The following is a 16,918-nucleotide window of genomic DNA, read 5'->3' on the forward strand; positions in this document are numbered from 1 at the left end:
CAACATCCAAACACGCTAAATAAGACCTAACCACCAAACCCGCAACCAATACCAAATACTCAAGCAATCCATAACCGCAATCGAACGGCTAATGTGCTTTGGAACACCATGCCTTTGGTTGAAACCAATACAACTGCCGCAAATGGCCAGTATCCAACACCCAGTTGGTTGCAGAAACAGGCGCTGCAACAATTACAGACGCAAACGTGACTGCTTGGAGCAGGAGTTTCGTTTCATTTCACTGCTAAATATGGCAATTCTGCCCTTGCGGGTCTGATCCGCGATTGAGAAACACAAGCAGGTCGCGATCATTCGATGAGAGCTGAGATGACTTCTGAACAAGCAGTCCGCGATGCGGTTCAGACGCATTCGAAGCGTGTCTGGCGGTTTGCGCTGGCATTATCGGGTGCCTCGGATGTAGCCGACGATTTGTTGCAGGCCACATGTTTGCGCGCGCTTGAACGACATCATCAGGTGACGTCGCATAACCGTCTGGACAGCTGGTTGATGACAATCTGCCGGTCGATCTGGCTGAATGAGCTGCGTTCGCGGTCGGTTCGGAACGCGCAGGCGCTGTCGGTGACCCCCGAAGCGGATCTGGTTGCAACGGGACCAGACACAGAAACGAATATTTTTGCGGCTGAAGTGTTTACTCAAGTGATGCAGTTGCCAGAGGCACAGCGCGAAACGGTTATGCTCGTCTTCGTTGAGGGGTACAGTTACCGCGAAGCCGCCGCCTTGTTGGAGGTTCCAATTGGCACGATCATGAGCCGGCTTTCGAATGCCCGGCAGAAACTTAAAACCGTGATGCAGATTGATGCAGCGGACACCGCGCGACGGAGTGGCAAATGACGTTTTCCGACGAGACGCTTCTAGCGTATCTGGAAGGCAGCCTGGACGAGGCTCAGACCCGCGCTATTGAGGCTGCGGTTGAAGATGACGCTACGTTGGAACATCGTCTGATGGCGCTGGATCCGTTTGCGCCAGTTGTTCGGGACGTTTTTGAGAACCTGCCCGCTGAAGCGCCGAAGGTGGACCTGCCGGAAAAAACGACACGGCCCGGCATTAACGGGTTTCTGCGTCTTGTTGCGGTGGCTGCCAGCGCGGCGTTTGCAGCCGTCGCCGTAACATTCTGGGCCACCCGGCCAGCAGATTTAAGCTGGGCCCAGCAGGCCGCGATCTATCAATCACTTTACGTGCCGGAAACGATTGCATCGCTGGACAGTTCGGACGCGTCGCTGGCCAAGCAATTTGCAATGGCCGAAGCCAAGCTGGGACGATCACTGAATCAGGAAACACTGGAAGCGTTGCCAGGGTTGGAGCTGAAGCGGGCGCAGGTTCTTTCATTCAAAGGCAAGCCCTTGATCCAAGTGGTTTTTGCTGATGATCAGGGTCAACCACTTGCCTTCTGTGTTATTCGCCAAGGACCGAATGCCCCAAGTACCGAAGTCCAACAATCGGTGTTGAGCGGTTTGGCAACTGCAAAATGGGAGCAGGGCGGTTATGGATATATGCTGTTGGGCAGTTCCCCGCATACAGATTTAAGCGCCGAACTGGAAGTGTTGGCCCGTACATTCTCGGGCTGATGGAAAACCCTTGTGAACAGTTGCAAATGCCCGAAGAATGCCGGGTATGACGTCGAAGAAAACCATGCCCCTTCCAGAAGACGAGGTCGATGATCTTGGCCCAGCCAGTATCTATGACGGCGATCCGGCAGAAGAGGACGACCCTTGGTTTTTGCCCCCGGACCAGGACGTGGAGGAAGATTTATTTCTGCCTGGTCCCCGATCAGATCAGCGCCCGTTGTTCGATCCGCGCGATTGGCATTCGGCACAATCAGAATTGTCGGCAGAGCTTGCTGATCTTGCCCTGACCTTTGGCGCTCTGGATGAGCGGCTGCGTTCGGGGCCTGAGGGGTGGACGCACCGTTTGGCACTTATGGAAACGTCCGATCTGGGGTGGTGGACAGGGGATCGGGTCAGCGTAGACCGCCTGGCTTTGTGGACGGGTCTGAGGATCGGCGCGACCCACGATGACGTGCAGGCGCTGTTTCGGGCAGGTTGGGCCGTGCGCCGTCTGAGCTCAGGCGCAGGCCCGGCTACAGGCGGGTGGGAAAGCGGGTTGACAGCGTTTCTCGACCGTCTGGCTCAGGGCTCTGGTGCGACGCCCGAAGCGATCGTTGATCTGGCCGAAGTCATGCAGAATGCTGAAAGGTTGCACCCAGTAACACAATCGGCGATCGCGTTTCATGCTTGGCGAGCTATATCGCAGGGCGTCGGACACGACACCGAGGCGGCAATCATCGCAGCGCGGCACGCGGCTTCGATGGGGCGCGGCGGCGCAACGTTCATGCCACTGGCGCTGTCTGGTCCGGGTGCGTTGCGCGGAACGGGTGGGCCGACGGAAAAGTTAGGGTCTTGGATACAGGGCGCCGGGCAAGCCGTTCTTGCGGCCTTGCTGCACCTCGACCGGATCAGTGCCTGGGAGGGCAAGGCGCGCGACGCAACGCATGATTTGAGCGGTCGCACCCCCCCGCGTCTGATTGATGCTCTGGCGGCGTGGCCCATGGTCTCGGCCCCGCTTGCGGAAGAACTTACCATTTCTTCGCGCGCGGCGGTTCAGCGGAATTTTGACCTGTTCACCCGGAGAGGTCTGGTGCGTGAAGTCACCGGCCAAGGCCGTTACCGGGTCTGGACTGCCGCACTATGATCCGTCAACCACTTGAAGATGCGTGCGGCGGGAAGCACGCTTTCAGCGCCCAACGCCGACATAGGTGTCAAATCCTGACTTCAGCGCCGTAGTTTTCGAGTAGATGTTGCGCAGGTCAACCATCCTGGCTGATTTCATTGACGCCGCAATTTCGGAAAGGTTCAGCGCGCGGAATTCATTCCATTCCGTCAGCAGCACAACAACATCCGCGCCCCGCGCGGCGATATACGGATCGTCGCACCATTCGACGCCCGGCAAGAGCGCCTCCCCTTCAGATTTTCCCTGTGGGTCAACAACACGCACCTTTGCGCCTCCGCCTATTAGGGCGGGGACGATGGACAGTGATGGTGCGTCGCGCATATCGTCTGTGTTGGGTTTGAACGTAACACCCAGAACTGCCACGGTCTTGCCGTTGAAATGATCGTCACATGCGTCACGAATTTTCTCGATCATCCGCTTCTTGATTTCGTCATTAACGCGGATGACGGTCTCGGTGATCTGCATTGGATGCGCGTGGTCCTGCCCGATCCGCGCCAACGCGGCCGTGTCTTTTGGAAAACATGAACCACCGTAGCCGGGTCCTGCATGCAGAAATTTGTTGCCGATCCGCCCGTCAAGGCCGATGCCGCGCGCAACTTCTTTAACATCCGCGCCAACTTTTTCGCACAGTCCTGCGATTTCATTTATGAAGGTGATCTTGGTCGCCAAAAACGCGTTGGCGGCGTATTTAATCATCTCGGCACTTTCCAGATCGGTGGTCAGGATCGGGAAGTCGCGCAGATACAGAGGGCGATATATTTCTGCCATCACTTCGGCAGCGCGGTCGTTTTCCACGCCGACCACGACGCGGTCCGGGCGCATGAAATCGTCGATTGCCGCGCCTTCGCGAAGAAATTCAGGGTTCGAAGCCACGTCAAATTCGGCCTGGGGGTTGGCGGCCTTGACTGTTTCCTGCACTTTTCTGTTTGTTCCGACGGGCACAGTCGATTTTGTGACGATAACGGTATACCCGGTGACAGCCTGAGCGATTTCTTCCGCCGCTGCCATCACATAGGTCAGATCCGCATGGCCGTCTCCACGCCGGGTTGGCGTTCCAACTGCAATAAAGATAGCATCCGCGCCGTCCACTGCGGCTGCAAGATCGGTTGTAAAGCTCAGACGGCCAGCCGCGACGTTTCGTGCCATCAGCACGTCCAGACCCGGTTCATAAATAGGCACCTGTCCGGCTTTGAGCATATCGATCTTCTGCTCAGCCTTATCAACGCAAATCACATCATGACCGAAGTCCGAGAAACACACACCGGACACAAGGCCCACATAACCTGTGCCGATCATTGCAATGCGCATCTGCCAAATCCTTTTTTACCAATTACTATCAACGGCGCGGGCACAATCGAAGAATCCAGAGCCGGTTTCAATGATTTACAGGTATGGCTGTTGAGTTCCCACGTTTTCTTGTTGTTTTTGAGGCAATAAGTGCTGGAAAGGAGTTTCTAAAGTCCGTCGTGCAGCGCAGAAACTGTTGAATCACGGCCATTGTCAGCTGAGAAGATACAATTCTGGGCATGGATCAGTAATAAACAGCCACCAGGCGTGTGGTGTTGCGTCGCTCGCTTTTCGACCGGAGCAAGGCGTCTGTGGCGGGTCCAATGAAATCGGTGATCGCTAAAGAAATGGGTCGACTACACAAAAAAACCGCCTGAACCACAGTTCAGGCGGCAGCTGTACTCAGAACCAGCGCCCTATGGCGATGACACTTGGTGAAAAAGCGACTGCATCCGAAGTTGAGGAGAGGGCTTTGCAGGTAACTTGAGTGTTTCCGGGCACATCAAACCCGATGAAGCGATTATTAGCCCCAGCGCTGCCACTAACGCTTGGCGCAGAGGAGAATGGCGCTGGGTAGTCCCACGTCATTGCAGCGCTTGCGAATAATGCGCCTTCAGCGGTCGTACATGCGACAGGAAGCAACACGGCGGTGCAAATCATGGTTCCATCAGCAAAACGCGTGAAATCGCCACTGGCATTACTTCCGCGCTCTATGACCGCACCGGTCGGTGTGCCGCCAACTTCTGATACCGCCCCCAGAAGGTTGCCCGGCCCATAGCCGTAGTCGGCACGCATCAGGCGACCCGGAGTGGTATCCGTCATATTACCCTGAATAGCTGCACCAGCCGCTGTTCCGGTCGTAGGGTCAAAAGTCAGAGCTTCCGTCCAGGTACCTCCGTCAGGGGACACTTTAATTGAGAACCCCGTACTTCCGGATAACCCCATTTCAGCGTGGCCGGTCCAGTTCGACTGAAACACCAGCGATGCCGTATCGCTGGCACCCGCCTTGTTGATCTTCAGCTGATGCCCGCCGCCCTCGTGGCTCAGAAGCGTGGCCGGGCTTCGGACAGACAAGCGATTCGTAACGTCCGAACTTGTCGCCACCCCGATACCATCCAGGTTCTGAGTATTGACGGGCAAGGGCAGCCAGTCAGACCCATTCCAGAACTTCAGTTCACCAGTGGCTTCGTCCCAGGCACGCCAGCCCGCATACGGGGTCAAGAAATGCCAGGCGTTGTCCAGCCATGCGGCAAGCTCTCTTGCATGCCCGGCCCAGTCCCCGGTGGGGGTGGCGCCCAGAGCATAGATATCGCCCTGCTCGGGGACTACGGGCGGGGTGCTGGCATTGGTCGTTTGCACTGAAAGCTGAACGACCAGATCAAGCTGTCGCAGTGCTTCATTGTGGGTGACGTGTTTTTGGGCCTGCGAAGGCTGCAGAAAAGGCAAGTGCAGTCTGGGTGAGATCTGTGACACGGGGGGCCTCCTGTGGCTGTCGGTCCGAAAGTCGGTTGCGCGCCACCCTGCCGTAAGGCGCGTCAATCTCGTCTGACCTGGCCGACCGCACAGGAAATGATCTGTTAACCCGAGTATCTCCGGGGATAAGCCGACCCGAGTATGGCCTGTGGAGAACTATGTCGCCGCTTAATCCCGGGCATAAATGTCTTCATATCGAATGATGTCATCTTCGCCTAAATAGGTGCCGGTCTGCACTTCGATCAATACCATGGGCACCTTGCCAGGGTTCTCCATCCGGTGCACAGCACCCAGCGGGATATAAACTGACTGGTTTTCACTGACCAACCGTTCCTGATCATCGATTGTGACCTTGGCGGTGCCCTCTACCACAATCCAATGCTCGGACCGGTGGTGATGGGACTGCAGGCTGAGCGCTGCGCCAGGATGCACATGGATTCGCTTGACCTGAAATCTGTCACCGATCACGAGGCTCTCAAACCAGCCCCAGGGGCGGTGATCGACCGGAAGCGTATCTGCCTGTTTGGCCCCTTTTGCCTTTAAGGCAGCAACAGCCTGCTTGACATCCTGGGCTTTTTCCATGCTGGCAACCAGCACAGCATCTGGCATCGCAACTGCGATAACGTTCTCAAGCCCCATTGCCACCACTTCCTGCGCTGGCGATTCTGATCGTATCAGAACGTTGCGGCAGTCGATTGTGGTTACTTCCCCATGTGTCGCTATGTCATTTTCATCAGGATCTGACAATTCTTGAACAGCCGTCCAACTGCCAACATCAGACCAACCTGCGGAATAGGGAACCACGCTGAGGTTGGGAGCTTTTTCCATGACCGCATAGTCGATCGATATGTCATCGACGTCAGCCCAAGCTGAAGGATCCAATCTCAGGAACCCCAAATCTGTCTTGGCGCTGTCGACGGCCTTTTGGACAGGTGCAACAAGGTTGCTAGCGTACTTTTCATATGCGGCAACGATGTCACGTGCCGCAAACAGGAAGATGCCGGAGTTCCACAGGTAACTGCCATCTTTCATCATCGCCTGCGCCGCTTCCAGATCCGGTTTCTCCACGAACCGATCCAGGCGAACTGCACCCTCGGACGCGTCTGGGGCGTCGTTCAGCTTTAAGTAGCCATACCCGGTTTCGGGCCGAGTGGGCGTGATGCCAAATGTCACCAGATCGCCTCGTTCGGCAATTGCGCGCACGCCTATGTCGACTGCCTGATGAAAAGCCGCCTTGTTTGGAAGCACATGATCTGAAGGTGCAACCAGCATGATGGCATCCGGATCATGTAAGGCAAGGTACAACGCAGCCGCCAGTACGGCAGGGGCCGTGTTGCGCCCTTCAGGCTCAATCAGGATCGGGCCGGGGGCGATCCCCACAGCTGTCAACTGTTCAGGGACAATAAACCGAAAGGCATCGTTGGTTAGAACCAGTGGTTTGGCATAGGGCGCATGCGAGGGCCCAAGCATACGGTCGGCACAATCTTGTAAAAGACTGGTTTTGCCGACAAGTGGGACGAATTGCTTGGGATAGCTTTTGCGCGACAGGGGCCACAAACGCGTTCCTGAACCACCACACAGGATGACTGGATAGACCGTTCTGTTCATACGCGTGCCCCTGAATTGCTGATGACCAACGATATTTTTCAGTTCTTTTTGTGGAATGAGTGATCCCTTGGCTACTGGGCCGCTTTTCCAGTTGCAACGATGTCATTCAGATACTGGCTCAGGTCATCACGCAGGTCGTCACGGGCAAGGGCAAAGGAAACGGTTGCTTGCAGAAAACCGGATTTTGAGCCGCAGTCGAAACGCTGCCCGTCGAACTTGTAGCCAAAAACGGGCACGCCGGATGCGATATCTTCGGCGATTGCATCAGTCAGTTGGATTTCACCGCCGCTTCCGGTTTTCATTGCGTTCAGGTTGTTCAACACGGAAGGTCGAAGAATATAGCGCCCGATAACGGCCAAATTGGATGGCGCTTTCGATGGTTCAGGCTTTTCAACCATGCTCTTGGCCGGAATGACCGGGCCGATACTGTCGACAACATCAAGCACGCCATACGAACTTGTCTTTTCTGGCGGAACCTCCATCGTTGCCACCATGTTGCCGCCCGTTTCCTCATAGGCTTCGACCATTTGTTGCAGACATGGTTTGTCTGCAGCAATCACATCGTCAGGCAACATAACGGCAAAAGGTTCATCGCCTATCAAGCGGCGCGCGCACCAAACGGCGTGGCCCAGGCCCAAGGCTTTGTGTTGGCGGATATAGGCGATCGCGCCGCTTTCCATATTGGTCTTGTTCAGGATATCGAGAAGCTTGTTTTTCCCTTTGGCCATTAGTTCCTGTTCGAGGACGAGGTTATGGTCAAAGTAATCTTCAAGCGCGGATTTCCCGCGAGACGTCACAAAGATGAACTCTTTGATCCCAGCGGCGCGGGCTTCATCGATTGCATATTGCACCAGGGGGCGGTCCACCAACGTCATTATCTCTTTCGGAACGGACTTGGTTGCCGGCAAAAACCGGGTTCCCATTCCCGCCACTGGAAAAACTGCTTTGGTGACTTTGCGTGTCATGGTGCCTCTCAAATCAAAACTTGGCCGGTAAAACAGAAAACATCCGGAATGTCCTCTTAGTCTTCAAAACCGTGTCAATCAATCATGCCCAGTGTGCCGGCTGTTATTGACCAAATCGTGCCACCTTGGTCCAGACGAGTCAAAAGCCGACTCCGTTGTTTCCTGTATACAAGGCCCGAACGACAGTTCCCAGCGACCCTTCCCTTACAACTCTGTGCCAAAAATCTGGCGACGATTTGTCGATCACGGAAAGTTGATATTTTGGAGCAGCATCACTTGCCTTGAAAAGCCCCCGAACGGAGTTCCGCGTGCCTTTCTTTGGATGGGCATATCGCCTTGTTATGACAAGTAGTTTTGGACTGCGCGGTCAAAAAGAACTCAGATGGAAGGGATTACTTAACTGGAATTAACACGGCTCACTTAGTCGCAAGTTGCGTCAAGTAACGTGTCTTAAGGGCACAAGTAACCCGTCGGCAAACATCCGAGCTTCTTGGAAATACATGATCTGACGCATCAAGTCCGTTTTTGAAAGAGCAACAATATGGTCGAAATCATTAATATTGATGATAAATGCGGTCTGTTGCGACCGGCGATAAGATGCTTAAGCAAGTCGAGAGCGACCGTTCAACGCATGCTTGGTGCCTTATCGGGCCAGTTTCGTTGTCATCGAGGCTTCAGGAAAGCAGGTAGGTGCAACACCCATCGTTTCCTGCCATCTGCCTATTGATCGGCGGGTTTTGAAACCTGGCAAGCCGTCAACGCCTCCGACATCGTACCCCAAGCTTTCCAGCGCGCCCTGCATCTTTGCGATGTCAGAACGGTACAAACCGCCGACCTTGCCCCACCGCCCTGCAAAATCGTCGCTTCCAAATTGGATTCTGTCACCGACATGGCCGACGAACAAAGCATACAGATCACTTTTGTTGTATTCCTTCAGAACGTAAAAATTCGGAGTGACAAGAAAAGCAGGACCAAATCGTCCTGCTGGCATCATCAGGTAACCTACCCCCTTCATCTCGTGGGCTGGGAAAGGTTTGCCAGAGACCCGGTTTATGCCCATCGCTTCCCACTGCTGAATTGACTGCCCCTGGTCGGGTCCTTCCAATGTACATGAAACGGTTGCCGGCACAGACACTTCGAAACCCCAGTCACGCCCGGCGATCCAGCCGTGCTTTTTCAGGTAGTTGCCAATCGAAGTGATTGTATCATCGGATGACCCCCAGATATCGACCTGTCCATCGCCGTTGCCATCTGCGGCGTAATCCAAATAGCTTGATGGCATGAACTGGGGTTGCCCTAACGCGCCTGCCCAACTGCTTTTCATTTGCCGGGCTGGCAGGGGCCCCGCTTCTGCGATTTGCAGAGCTGCGATAAGCTCGGCCGTGAAGTATTCCGCGCGTGTGCTCATGAATGCCTTGGTCGACAGAACCCTGAACGCATCATGGCGGATTGGCACCTGCCCATAGCCGCTTTCTCTGCCCCAGATTGCCAGAATGATACGAGCAGGAACGCCAGTATTGCTTTCGACTTTGGCAAGAATCGCAGAGTGTTGCTTTGCCATCCTGCGCCCGACAGACGTTGCACCCTGAATTGACCCCGTATTGAAATACCGGCTGGGCGAGCCAAATTCGGCTTGTTTTTGCGCCTTGGGCGTTTTGCGTTTATGTCCGGGCGGAACCAGATCCGGCAGGTCCCAGTTCAGAGTAACACCGGAAAACGCCTGTTGCAGTGTGTTGCGTGAAACACCTTTGGCCTGCGCCTTGGGCCAGATCGTCTCCAACAGCCACGACTGAAACTGGAGTTCAATTGCTGCACGATCCTGTGCCAGTGCGGTCTGGGACAGAAGGATCAATCCTAGAGTGACAAGCAAAGTACGCATTGACGATTTTTCTGTCCCGACTGGCCTTGCAAGTCAACGGGAAGATGCCGCGCGACCCGTCGCTGTTTATACCCAAAGTTGAAAGAAAGCTGAGGATGGCAATTTGTGGTTCGGAAAACTCTTGAGAAATTTCACCCACTTGCCGATAGTTGGATGGGATCGAGATGAGGAGAGGACAGTCAGCTGTGGCACAAGTCGTTTCGTCCAATCCATCCTTGCTCAGACTTGCCGCTGTGTTCCTGTTGATCGCTTCGGCGCAACCAGCTTTGGCCAGCGACAGCTTTATGGACCCGCAAGGCCCAATAGCGGCAGTTCAGAAGACGCATTTGCTTCGCGCGACCGTATTGATCCTGCTGGCCGTTATCCCGGTATTGGTGCTGGTCCCGATAATAGCGTTTCGGTATCGCCGCCGAAGCAACCGCATTGCGCCTTACGCACCGGATTGGGATTTCTCGGCCAAGCTGGAATTTGTCATGTGGGGCTTACCTGTAATAATCGTGGCCCTGCTGTCCTTTTATCTTTGGAAGGCGACGCATCGGCTTGACCCGTATTCGGCACCGTTTGGTGAGGATCCGGCGCTGCGGGTTCAGGTTGTCGGTCTGGATTGGAAATGGCTGTTTCTGTACCCAGATCTCGGGATCGCCGTAGTGGGAGAGTTTGGAATTCCGACAAAGCGGCAAATTGCATTGACGCTGACGACCGATACCGTAATGCAGTCTTTTATGATACCCGCGCTGGCTGGGCAAATTTATGCGATGCCGGGCATGACCACCCAGTTACATCTTGTCGCGGATGCGCCGGAAGTTATGCAAGGTGAAAACACTCAGTACAACGGACGGGGCTTTACCAAGCAGAAGTTCCGCACCATCGCAATGAGTGGTGAGGATTTCGCCACTTGGGTCGAAGAAGTGCGTAACAACAGCATTCAACTAGACAAGGAAACGTATCGGAAACTGGCCATGCGGACTGACAGGGATGAAGTACAGGCCGCTTTGGGAACATCTCGGATGCCGGATGATGCGCTCTACTTCTCAATAGAAGACGACCTGTTCCGGAGTATCCTGAGCCGCTACCACAGCGGTCAGCCTTTACCGATCGAGCTACAGCCTGGAACTGCATCATTTGGGCAGGAGGCGCAAAAATGACGCCGACCGAGACAGGTTTCTTCGGGCGTCTGAGTTGGGACGCTTTTCCGATTGCCGGGTTGATCCAGAACCCAAATACTAATGAGATCGTGGCCAATACAGCCGCAGCTGTTGTGATTATTGGCGTTGTTGTTGTCGTAGGATTGCTGAGCTGGTTTCGTCTGTGGACACCCCTGTGGCGCGATTGGCTGACCAGCGTCGATCACAAGAAGATCGGTGTCATGTATATCGTCTTTGCCATCGTGATGCTGGCACGCGGTGTGCTTGAAGGCGTTGTCATGCGCGCGCAGCAGGCTTCCGGGCCCGGCGACGGTTTCCTCGAAGCCGAACATTTTGCCGAGCTTTTCAGCACTCACGGCACAATCATGGTCTTCTTTGTTGCCGTTCCCTTTGTCTTTGGTGTTGCGAATTACATTGTCCCGCTGATGATCGGCGCGCGCGATGTGGCATTCCCGCGACTAAACCAGATTAGTCTGGGCCTTACGGTTTCGTCAGGCATGATGCTGATGGTGTCGCTGGTGATTGGAGAGTTTTCGACCGGCGGCTGGACAGCCTATCCACCGTATACCGGCGCGGCGTTCAATCCCGGTGTTGGACCGGATTACTGGATCTGGGCAATCGTTGTTTCGGGCATTGGCACCTCACTGACCGGTATCAATTTTGCTGTAACGATCTACAAGTTGCGCGCGCCGGGCATGACGTTCATGCGGCTGCCGATGTATTGCTGGACAATCATTTGCAGTTCGATCTTGATCGTCTTTGCTATGCCGCCTTTGAGTGTCGCCGCGCTGATGCTTGCCGCTGATCGCTATCTTGATTTCCACTTTTTCACAAACGACCTCGGTGGCAACATGATGAACTATGCCAATCTGTTTTGGCTGTTCGGCCACCCCGAGGTTTACCTGCTGGTTTTGCCTGCTTATGGCATCTATTCCGAGGTGTTTGCGACCTTCTCGGCCAAACGGCTTTATGGCTACAACTCGCTTGTCATCGCGACCATGTCGATCGCCGTGTTGTCGTTCACAGTCTGGCTGCACCACTTTTTCACCATGGGTCAAAGCGCGCTGATCAACGCGGTGTTTGGTATCGCGACCATGCTGATTGCCATCCCAACCGGCGTGAAAGTCTATGACTGGATGGCGACGTTGTGGCGGGGACGCATTCGGTTCTCGGTGCCGATGCTTTATGGGTTGTCATTTTTGATGCTGTTTGCCATCGGCGGGCTGAGCGGCGTGATCCTGGCAAATCCAACCGTAGACTACCAGGTTCACAATACGCTGTTTTTGGTAGCTCATTTCCACAACGCGTTATTGCCTGGCGTGTTGTTCGGATTGTTGGCGGCATACAATTACTGGTTCCCCAAGGCCTTTGGATTCCGACTGAACGAATTCTGGGGCCGGGTTTCTGTTTATTGCTGGACCGGGGGGTTTTTGCTGACATTCATGCCTCTCTACTTCGTCGGGCTGTTGGGCATGCCGCGCCGATCTTTCAGCTATAGCGATCCGTCTTTCCACCCTTTCATGATCGTGGCCATCATCGGAGCGATTGTTATTACCTGTGGATTGTTCTCGGTCCTGATCCAGCTATGGGTCAGCATTCGTGACCGCGACCAAACCCGTGTTCCGGTTGGGGATCCCTGGGATGGTCGCACATTGGAATGGTCTATCCCTTCACCGCCTCCTGCTTATAACTTTGCGATCATCCCCAAGGTTACGGATCGGGATGAATTCACTGCACAGAAGGCAAAAGGAACGGCCTATCCAACACCAGACGCTTATGAAGATATCGAACTGCCCCGAAACACGGGAATTGGCTTTGTTCTGTGCGTTCTCAGTGGCATATGGATGTTTGCGCTGGTCTGGTGGATCTGGTGGCTTGCGGCGTTAATGACGGTTTTGATGATCCTTGTGGTGATCATCTGGACATTCGACGACAGTACAGAACTCACCATCCCCGCGGAAGAGGTGCGAAGGGACCACGAAGCCTGGCTGGCATTGGTCCACAGCGAAGCGGCGGTTGATCGCGATTATGAAACTTCTCCGGAAAACCGCGGCCTTGCCCGCCCGGATCTGGAGGTGGCGACATGAGGCGCGCGCCCACTCACAGCTATCCCGGTATCAATCTTGGGGAACATCACGCCAGTGCCCACAAGGCAACCGAGGTTGTCACCTTTGGGTTCTGGATCTTCTTGATGAGTGATCTGGTCTATTTTGGCCTGATGTTTGCGATTTACATAACGATGATCGATGCGCAGGCAGGTGGCCCCGGCCCGCACGAGTTGTTTGATCTGAAAAGTGTCTTTGCGCAGACCCTGATGCTGCTGACCAGCAGCCTGACAGTGGGTCTTGCCATGCTGGCGTTGAAGTACAATCTGCCGCGCGGTCGCATTGTCTTATGGTTTGGCGTCACCCTTGTGCTGGGGCTTGGTTTTCTGGTGCTGGAAGTGCGTGACTTCATGGCCATGGCGGATAAAGGCGGCATTCCGCAGCGCAGCGGTTTTCTGTCGGCTTTTTTCGGGTTGGTCCCACTGCATGGTCTGCACGTTGCGACTGGATGCCTTTGGCTGATCGTTTTGGGTATCCAGCTGCGCGTCAAGGGTATGACGGATGTGGTTATCTCGCGCGTGGTGCGACTGGCGTTGTTCTGGCATTTTCTCGATCTGATCTGGATTGGGATCATTACCATCGTGTATTTCGGAGGTCTGACCTATGGATAGGCGCTCTGAAATGCATCGTCGCGAGCGTCGGCGCTATGTGATCGGGTATGGTGGCTCACTTTTGCTGACCTTGGCGATGTTTGGCGTGGCGCAGGTTTATGGGATTGAAACGGTTGGTGTTTACCTGACCATCGGGTTGCTTGGATTGGCACAGCTTGTGTTGCAGCTTGTCTACTTCCTGCATATCGACCGTCGGCGCAGCAGCCGCGAAGATCTGCACCTGGTGCTGTTTTCGACACTGGTTCTGATGATCATGATCCTTGGCACCATCTGGGTTCTGGGCAGTCTGGCCACCCGAATGCACATGCACTTGATGTAGTGCGTACTTGAAACAAGCAGGGGTAGCGGATCGAGATTTTGGCATTCGGCGGGATCACCAATAACGAATACGGCCTCAGTACGTAGTCCGCATTTGATAACCCTGATGAAAGGTCATGCGCACAAAGGTGACCGGGGTTTTTCGAAACCACGTTGTCCGCTCCAACTGGAACAAAGGGGTGCCGGGCGGAACGGAAAGAAAATCCTGAAGCGGACCGGTTGCCGGAACAGCTGAGAATGCAATTTCCGCGTTCGAAAAAGGAACCTCGGCCAGCAACCATTCGTTAGGACCGGTGGTCAGAAAGTCTTCATCCATGACGTGCGGTACTGCGGCGGTATTGATCCATCGTTCCTCGTACTGGAAGGGGCGATTGTCGGCATGGTGCATACAGCGCAAATGCAGAATTTGCGTACCCTCGGGCAGTCCGAGTTTGGCTTGTAGCCATGCCGGACAATCTATCAGCGTACGGTTGACCAACGCATATCGGTATTCGGCATTCATATCTTCAATGGTTTGCCGGACTACTGCAATAGGCAGTCGGGCTTGTTTGACCGGTGTTGTGACCACACGCGTGCCGCCTTTGCGTTTCCGTGTGACAATACCCTGATCAGCAAGTTCACGCAGAGCGCGATTGACAGTTGCACGAGCACAACCGAACTCGGCGGCAAGCTCCAGTTCGGTAGGCAGCAAGCTGCCTTGCGGCCAGATTCTGGTCTGGATGCGATTCAGAACTTCATCGCGGACATCCTGGAAGCCGACGTTTTTCTGCTCGTTCACATTGTGCTCACTATATTTTTTGAACTTATTAGTATTATGTCTAGGTTAACGGTGAGATGCAAAGAATTTGACCCAGAACCTTATCAGATTGCAGGATTGCGCGGTTACGCCATGGGCCAATGGTGGCGGTGTAACTACCGAACTTGCCGCGAAGCGGGTCGGCGAGCACGTCGCCTGGCGTATTAGTGTGGCCCGGATCGATCGGGATGGGCCATTTTCCCGATTTCCAGGGATTTCGCGCGTACACACGATCATCGAAGGGGCAGGGCTTGATTTGCTCGGCGATAGCGGCGTTTTAACGGCACGCCCTTTGCTGCCGCTTTCGTTCGACGGGGCGCTCGCGCTGAATGCGCGGCTGTTGGACGGGCCGTGTCGTGCGTTCAATGTGATCTACGATCCAAAGGACGTCGTTGTGGTAGTGAACGTTTTTGCAAATGATCAGGAATTCGAGGCGACAGCGGGCGAGTTTATCTTTGTCGCCTCGGGAATGGCCCATATGTCAGACAAAACGCCTCTGGTGGCCGGAGACGCAATGACGCTGAACGCCGCCGTTACGGTCAGTCCGGCTGTGGGCTCTAAGATCCTTCGCGTGAGTTTCAATAAGACCCCCAGCTAAAGCTCAGCCAGAAGTTCACCTGTTGCCCGTTTGTAGTTACGCGCGACCTTGTCCCGCAGGAAGTGACGCCCGTTTTGAACCTGGTGTCGGCCTGCGGACCAAAGATCAGTTACGACACTATCTTTGGCGGCAAAGACTAGACCATCCAGCAGTTGGTGGGGCTGTAATGCGAAAAGGGCAGGGGCTTGGCTGTCAATGGCGACAAGGTCAGCCAGCATTCCTTCGGCAATTTGCCCCGCATTGCGGCCTAGCGCCTGCGCGCCGCCAATAGCTGCGCCGCGGTAAAGGGTTTGTCCGACAGAACCTTCACCAACCACCAGCACGTTACGTGACAGGTCGCGCAGTCGTTGCGAATATTCGAGTGTGCGGAGCTCTTCGGTCATGGAAATCAACACGTTGGAGTCTGATCCCACGCCAAAAGCGCCGCCTGCATTCAAATAGACAGGGCCATTGAAAGGCCCATCGCCCAGGTTGGCTTCTGTCACCGGGCACAGACCGGCAACGGCATTGCTGTGGGCCATGGCGCGAGTCTCTTCGTCGGTCATATGGGTTGCGTGGATCAGGCACCAGTTGGAATCAACCGGGGCATTATCCAGCAGCCATTCGACCGGACGCGCGCCAAGGCCAGCCTGCACTTCCTCAACCTCTCTGGGTTGTTCAGCAATGTGGATATGGATCGGACTGGAATTTTGTGATGCCACCACCTGCGCTATATCGCGCGGACACGTGGCGCGCAGGGAATGTGGCGCGATGCCGACGCGACAGTCGTCGGGAAGATTGCCGAGCGCTTCCCGCGCCTGAGCGACAAGTTCGCAAAAACGGCCCACATCATTGCCAAAGCGTCGCTGCCCGGCCTCCAGCGGTTTTTCTCCAACTCCTGCATAGCTGTACAGAACGGGCAGATGGGTCAGGCCAATTCCGGTCTCGGCGGCGGCGGCCATGATCCGGTCGCTGAGTTCGCAAAGCCTGTCATAGGGCTGCCCGTCCGGTTGGTGGTGCAGATAATGGAATTCCCCGACCGACGCGTACCCGGCCTCCTGCATCTCAACATAGACTTGCGCGGCGATGGCCTGAATTTGGTCAGGGCTCAGGTGGGCTGTGAAACGATACATCAGATCGCGCCAAGTCCAGAAACTGTCACGGCCAGCCAACCGATATTCGGTCATTCCCGCCATGGCGCGCTGAAAGGCATGGCTGTGAAGGTTGCCCAAAGCGGGCAGGAGAGTGTCAACGCAGGTGTCGCCGTTTTGCGCGACCGCGTCGGTTGTCAGATGCGCGATACGACCATTCTTGATCTCGACTCGCAGGTTTTCTGCCCAGCCGGCTGCCAGAAAGGCCCGTTTTGCGAATATGACCGTCATTCCCACCTCCGGTTTTATGAATAG

At 55.1% G+C, this 16,918-nt stretch carries 15 protein-coding genes; 8 read left to right on the forward strand and 7 right to left on the reverse strand.

Features of this window, described 5'->3' with window-relative positions; all coding sequences use genetic code 11:
* The first annotated feature begins 327 nt into the window (after positions 1–327).
* The 3 genes from ACR0NZ_RS14295 to ACR0NZ_RS14305 all read left to right on the forward strand — a co-directional run bounded on the left by ACR0NZ_RS14295 (position 328) and on the right by ACR0NZ_RS14305 (position 2,709).
* A complete protein-coding gene (locus tag ACR0NZ_RS14295; RefSeq protein ID WP_480519750.1) occupies positions 328–852 on the forward strand; it encodes an RNA polymerase sigma factor in 525 nt (174 codons plus the stop codon).
* The gene (locus tag ACR0NZ_RS14300) at positions 849–1,586 is read left to right on the forward strand and encodes an anti-sigma factor (RefSeq protein ID WP_480519752.1); all 738 of its coding nucleotides are present in this window, start codon (positions 849–851) and stop codon (positions 1,584–1,586) included. Before ACR0NZ_RS14295 ends, ACR0NZ_RS14300 begins: the two co-directional genes overlap by 4 nt.
* A 64-nt stretch (positions 1,587–1,650) precedes the next feature.
* A complete protein-coding gene (locus ACR0NZ_RS14305) occupies positions 1,651–2,709 on the forward strand; it encodes a helix-turn-helix domain-containing protein (protein ID WP_480519754.1) in 1,059 nt (352 codons plus the stop codon).
* Positions 2,710–2,751: 42 nt separating this feature from the next.
* Here ACR0NZ_RS14305 and ACR0NZ_RS14310 read toward each other — a convergent pair whose 3' ends face one another.
* From ACR0NZ_RS14310 to ACR0NZ_RS14330, 5 genes are all read right to left on the reverse strand, one after another.
* On the reverse strand, positions 2,752–4,056 hold the full coding sequence (locus ACR0NZ_RS14310; protein ID WP_480519756.1) for a UDP-glucose dehydrogenase family protein: 1,305 nt from the start codon (positions 4,054–4,056) through the stop codon (positions 2,752–2,754).
* 381 nt (positions 4,057–4,437) lie between these two features.
* Positions 4,438–5,508, reverse strand: coding sequence for a DUF2793 domain-containing protein (locus tag ACR0NZ_RS14315; RefSeq protein WP_480519758.1), 1,071 nt, complete (start codon positions 5,506–5,508; stop codon positions 4,438–4,440).
* Between the two features lie 168 nt (positions 5,509–5,676).
* On the reverse strand, positions 5,677–7,116 hold the full coding sequence (locus tag ACR0NZ_RS14320; protein WP_480519760.1) for a mannose-1-phosphate guanylyltransferase/mannose-6-phosphate isomerase: 1,440 nt from the start codon (positions 7,114–7,116) through the stop codon (positions 5,677–5,679).
* A 71-nt stretch (positions 7,117–7,187) separates the two neighbouring features.
* Positions 7,188–8,081, reverse strand: coding sequence for a UTP--glucose-1-phosphate uridylyltransferase GalU (gene galU, locus ACR0NZ_RS14325; RefSeq protein ID WP_480519762.1), 894 nt, complete (start codon positions 8,079–8,081; stop codon positions 7,188–7,190).
* Positions 8,082–8,724: 643 nt separating this feature from the next.
* A complete protein-coding gene (locus tag ACR0NZ_RS14330) occupies positions 8,725–9,960 on the reverse strand; it encodes a lytic murein transglycosylase (protein ID WP_480519764.1) in 1,236 nt (411 codons plus the stop codon).
* Between the two features lie 185 nt (positions 9,961–10,145).
* Here ACR0NZ_RS14330 and ACR0NZ_RS14335 point away from each other — a divergent pair, with 185 nt between their 5' ends.
* The 4 genes from ACR0NZ_RS14335 to ACR0NZ_RS14350 are packed head-to-tail and all read left to right on the forward strand — an operon-like array spanning position 10,146 to position 14,140.
* Positions 10,146–11,105, forward strand: coding sequence for a cytochrome ubiquinol oxidase subunit II family protein (locus tag ACR0NZ_RS14335; protein ID WP_480519766.1), 960 nt, complete (start codon positions 10,146–10,148; stop codon positions 11,103–11,105).
* Complete coding sequence (locus tag ACR0NZ_RS14340) at positions 11,102–13,192, forward strand: cbb3-type cytochrome c oxidase subunit I (protein WP_480519768.1); 2,091 nt, start codon at positions 11,102–11,104, stop codon at positions 13,190–13,192. Before ACR0NZ_RS14335 ends, ACR0NZ_RS14340 begins: the two co-directional genes overlap by 4 nt.
* On the forward strand, positions 13,189–13,821 hold the full coding sequence (locus ACR0NZ_RS14345; RefSeq protein ID WP_480519770.1) for a cytochrome c oxidase subunit 3: 633 nt from the start codon (positions 13,189–13,191) through the stop codon (positions 13,819–13,821). Before ACR0NZ_RS14340 ends, ACR0NZ_RS14345 begins: the two co-directional genes overlap by 4 nt.
* Complete coding sequence (locus tag ACR0NZ_RS14350) at positions 13,814–14,140, forward strand: cytochrome o ubiquinol oxidase subunit IV (RefSeq protein ID WP_480519772.1); 327 nt, start codon at positions 13,814–13,816, stop codon at positions 14,138–14,140. The genes ACR0NZ_RS14345 and ACR0NZ_RS14350 overlap by 8 nt, the downstream gene beginning before the upstream one ends.
* Positions 14,141–14,215: 75 nt before the next feature.
* Here the strand turns inward: ACR0NZ_RS14350 and ACR0NZ_RS14355 are convergent, their stop codons facing one another.
* Positions 14,216–14,917: a GntR family transcriptional regulator gene (locus ACR0NZ_RS14355; protein ID WP_480519774.1), complete on the reverse strand. Its 702-nt coding sequence runs from the start codon at positions 14,915–14,917 to the stop codon at positions 14,216–14,218.
* 67 nt (positions 14,918–14,984) lie between these two features.
* Here ACR0NZ_RS14355 and ACR0NZ_RS14360 point away from each other — a divergent pair, with 67 nt between their 5' ends.
* Positions 14,985–15,533, forward strand: a complete 549-nt coding sequence (locus tag ACR0NZ_RS14360) for a HutD/Ves family protein (protein WP_480519776.1) — start codon at positions 14,985–14,987, stop codon at positions 15,531–15,533.
* Here ACR0NZ_RS14360 and ACR0NZ_RS14365 read toward each other — a convergent pair.
* A complete protein-coding gene (locus ACR0NZ_RS14365) occupies positions 15,530–16,894 on the reverse strand; it encodes a formimidoylglutamate deiminase (protein ID WP_480519778.1) in 1,365 nt (454 codons plus the stop codon). The two genes, ACR0NZ_RS14360 and ACR0NZ_RS14365, sit on opposite strands and share 4 nt — an antisense overlap.
* Positions 16,895–16,918 lie beyond the last annotated feature (24 nt).

Source organism: Ruegeria sp. AE3 (assembly GCF_056542225.1).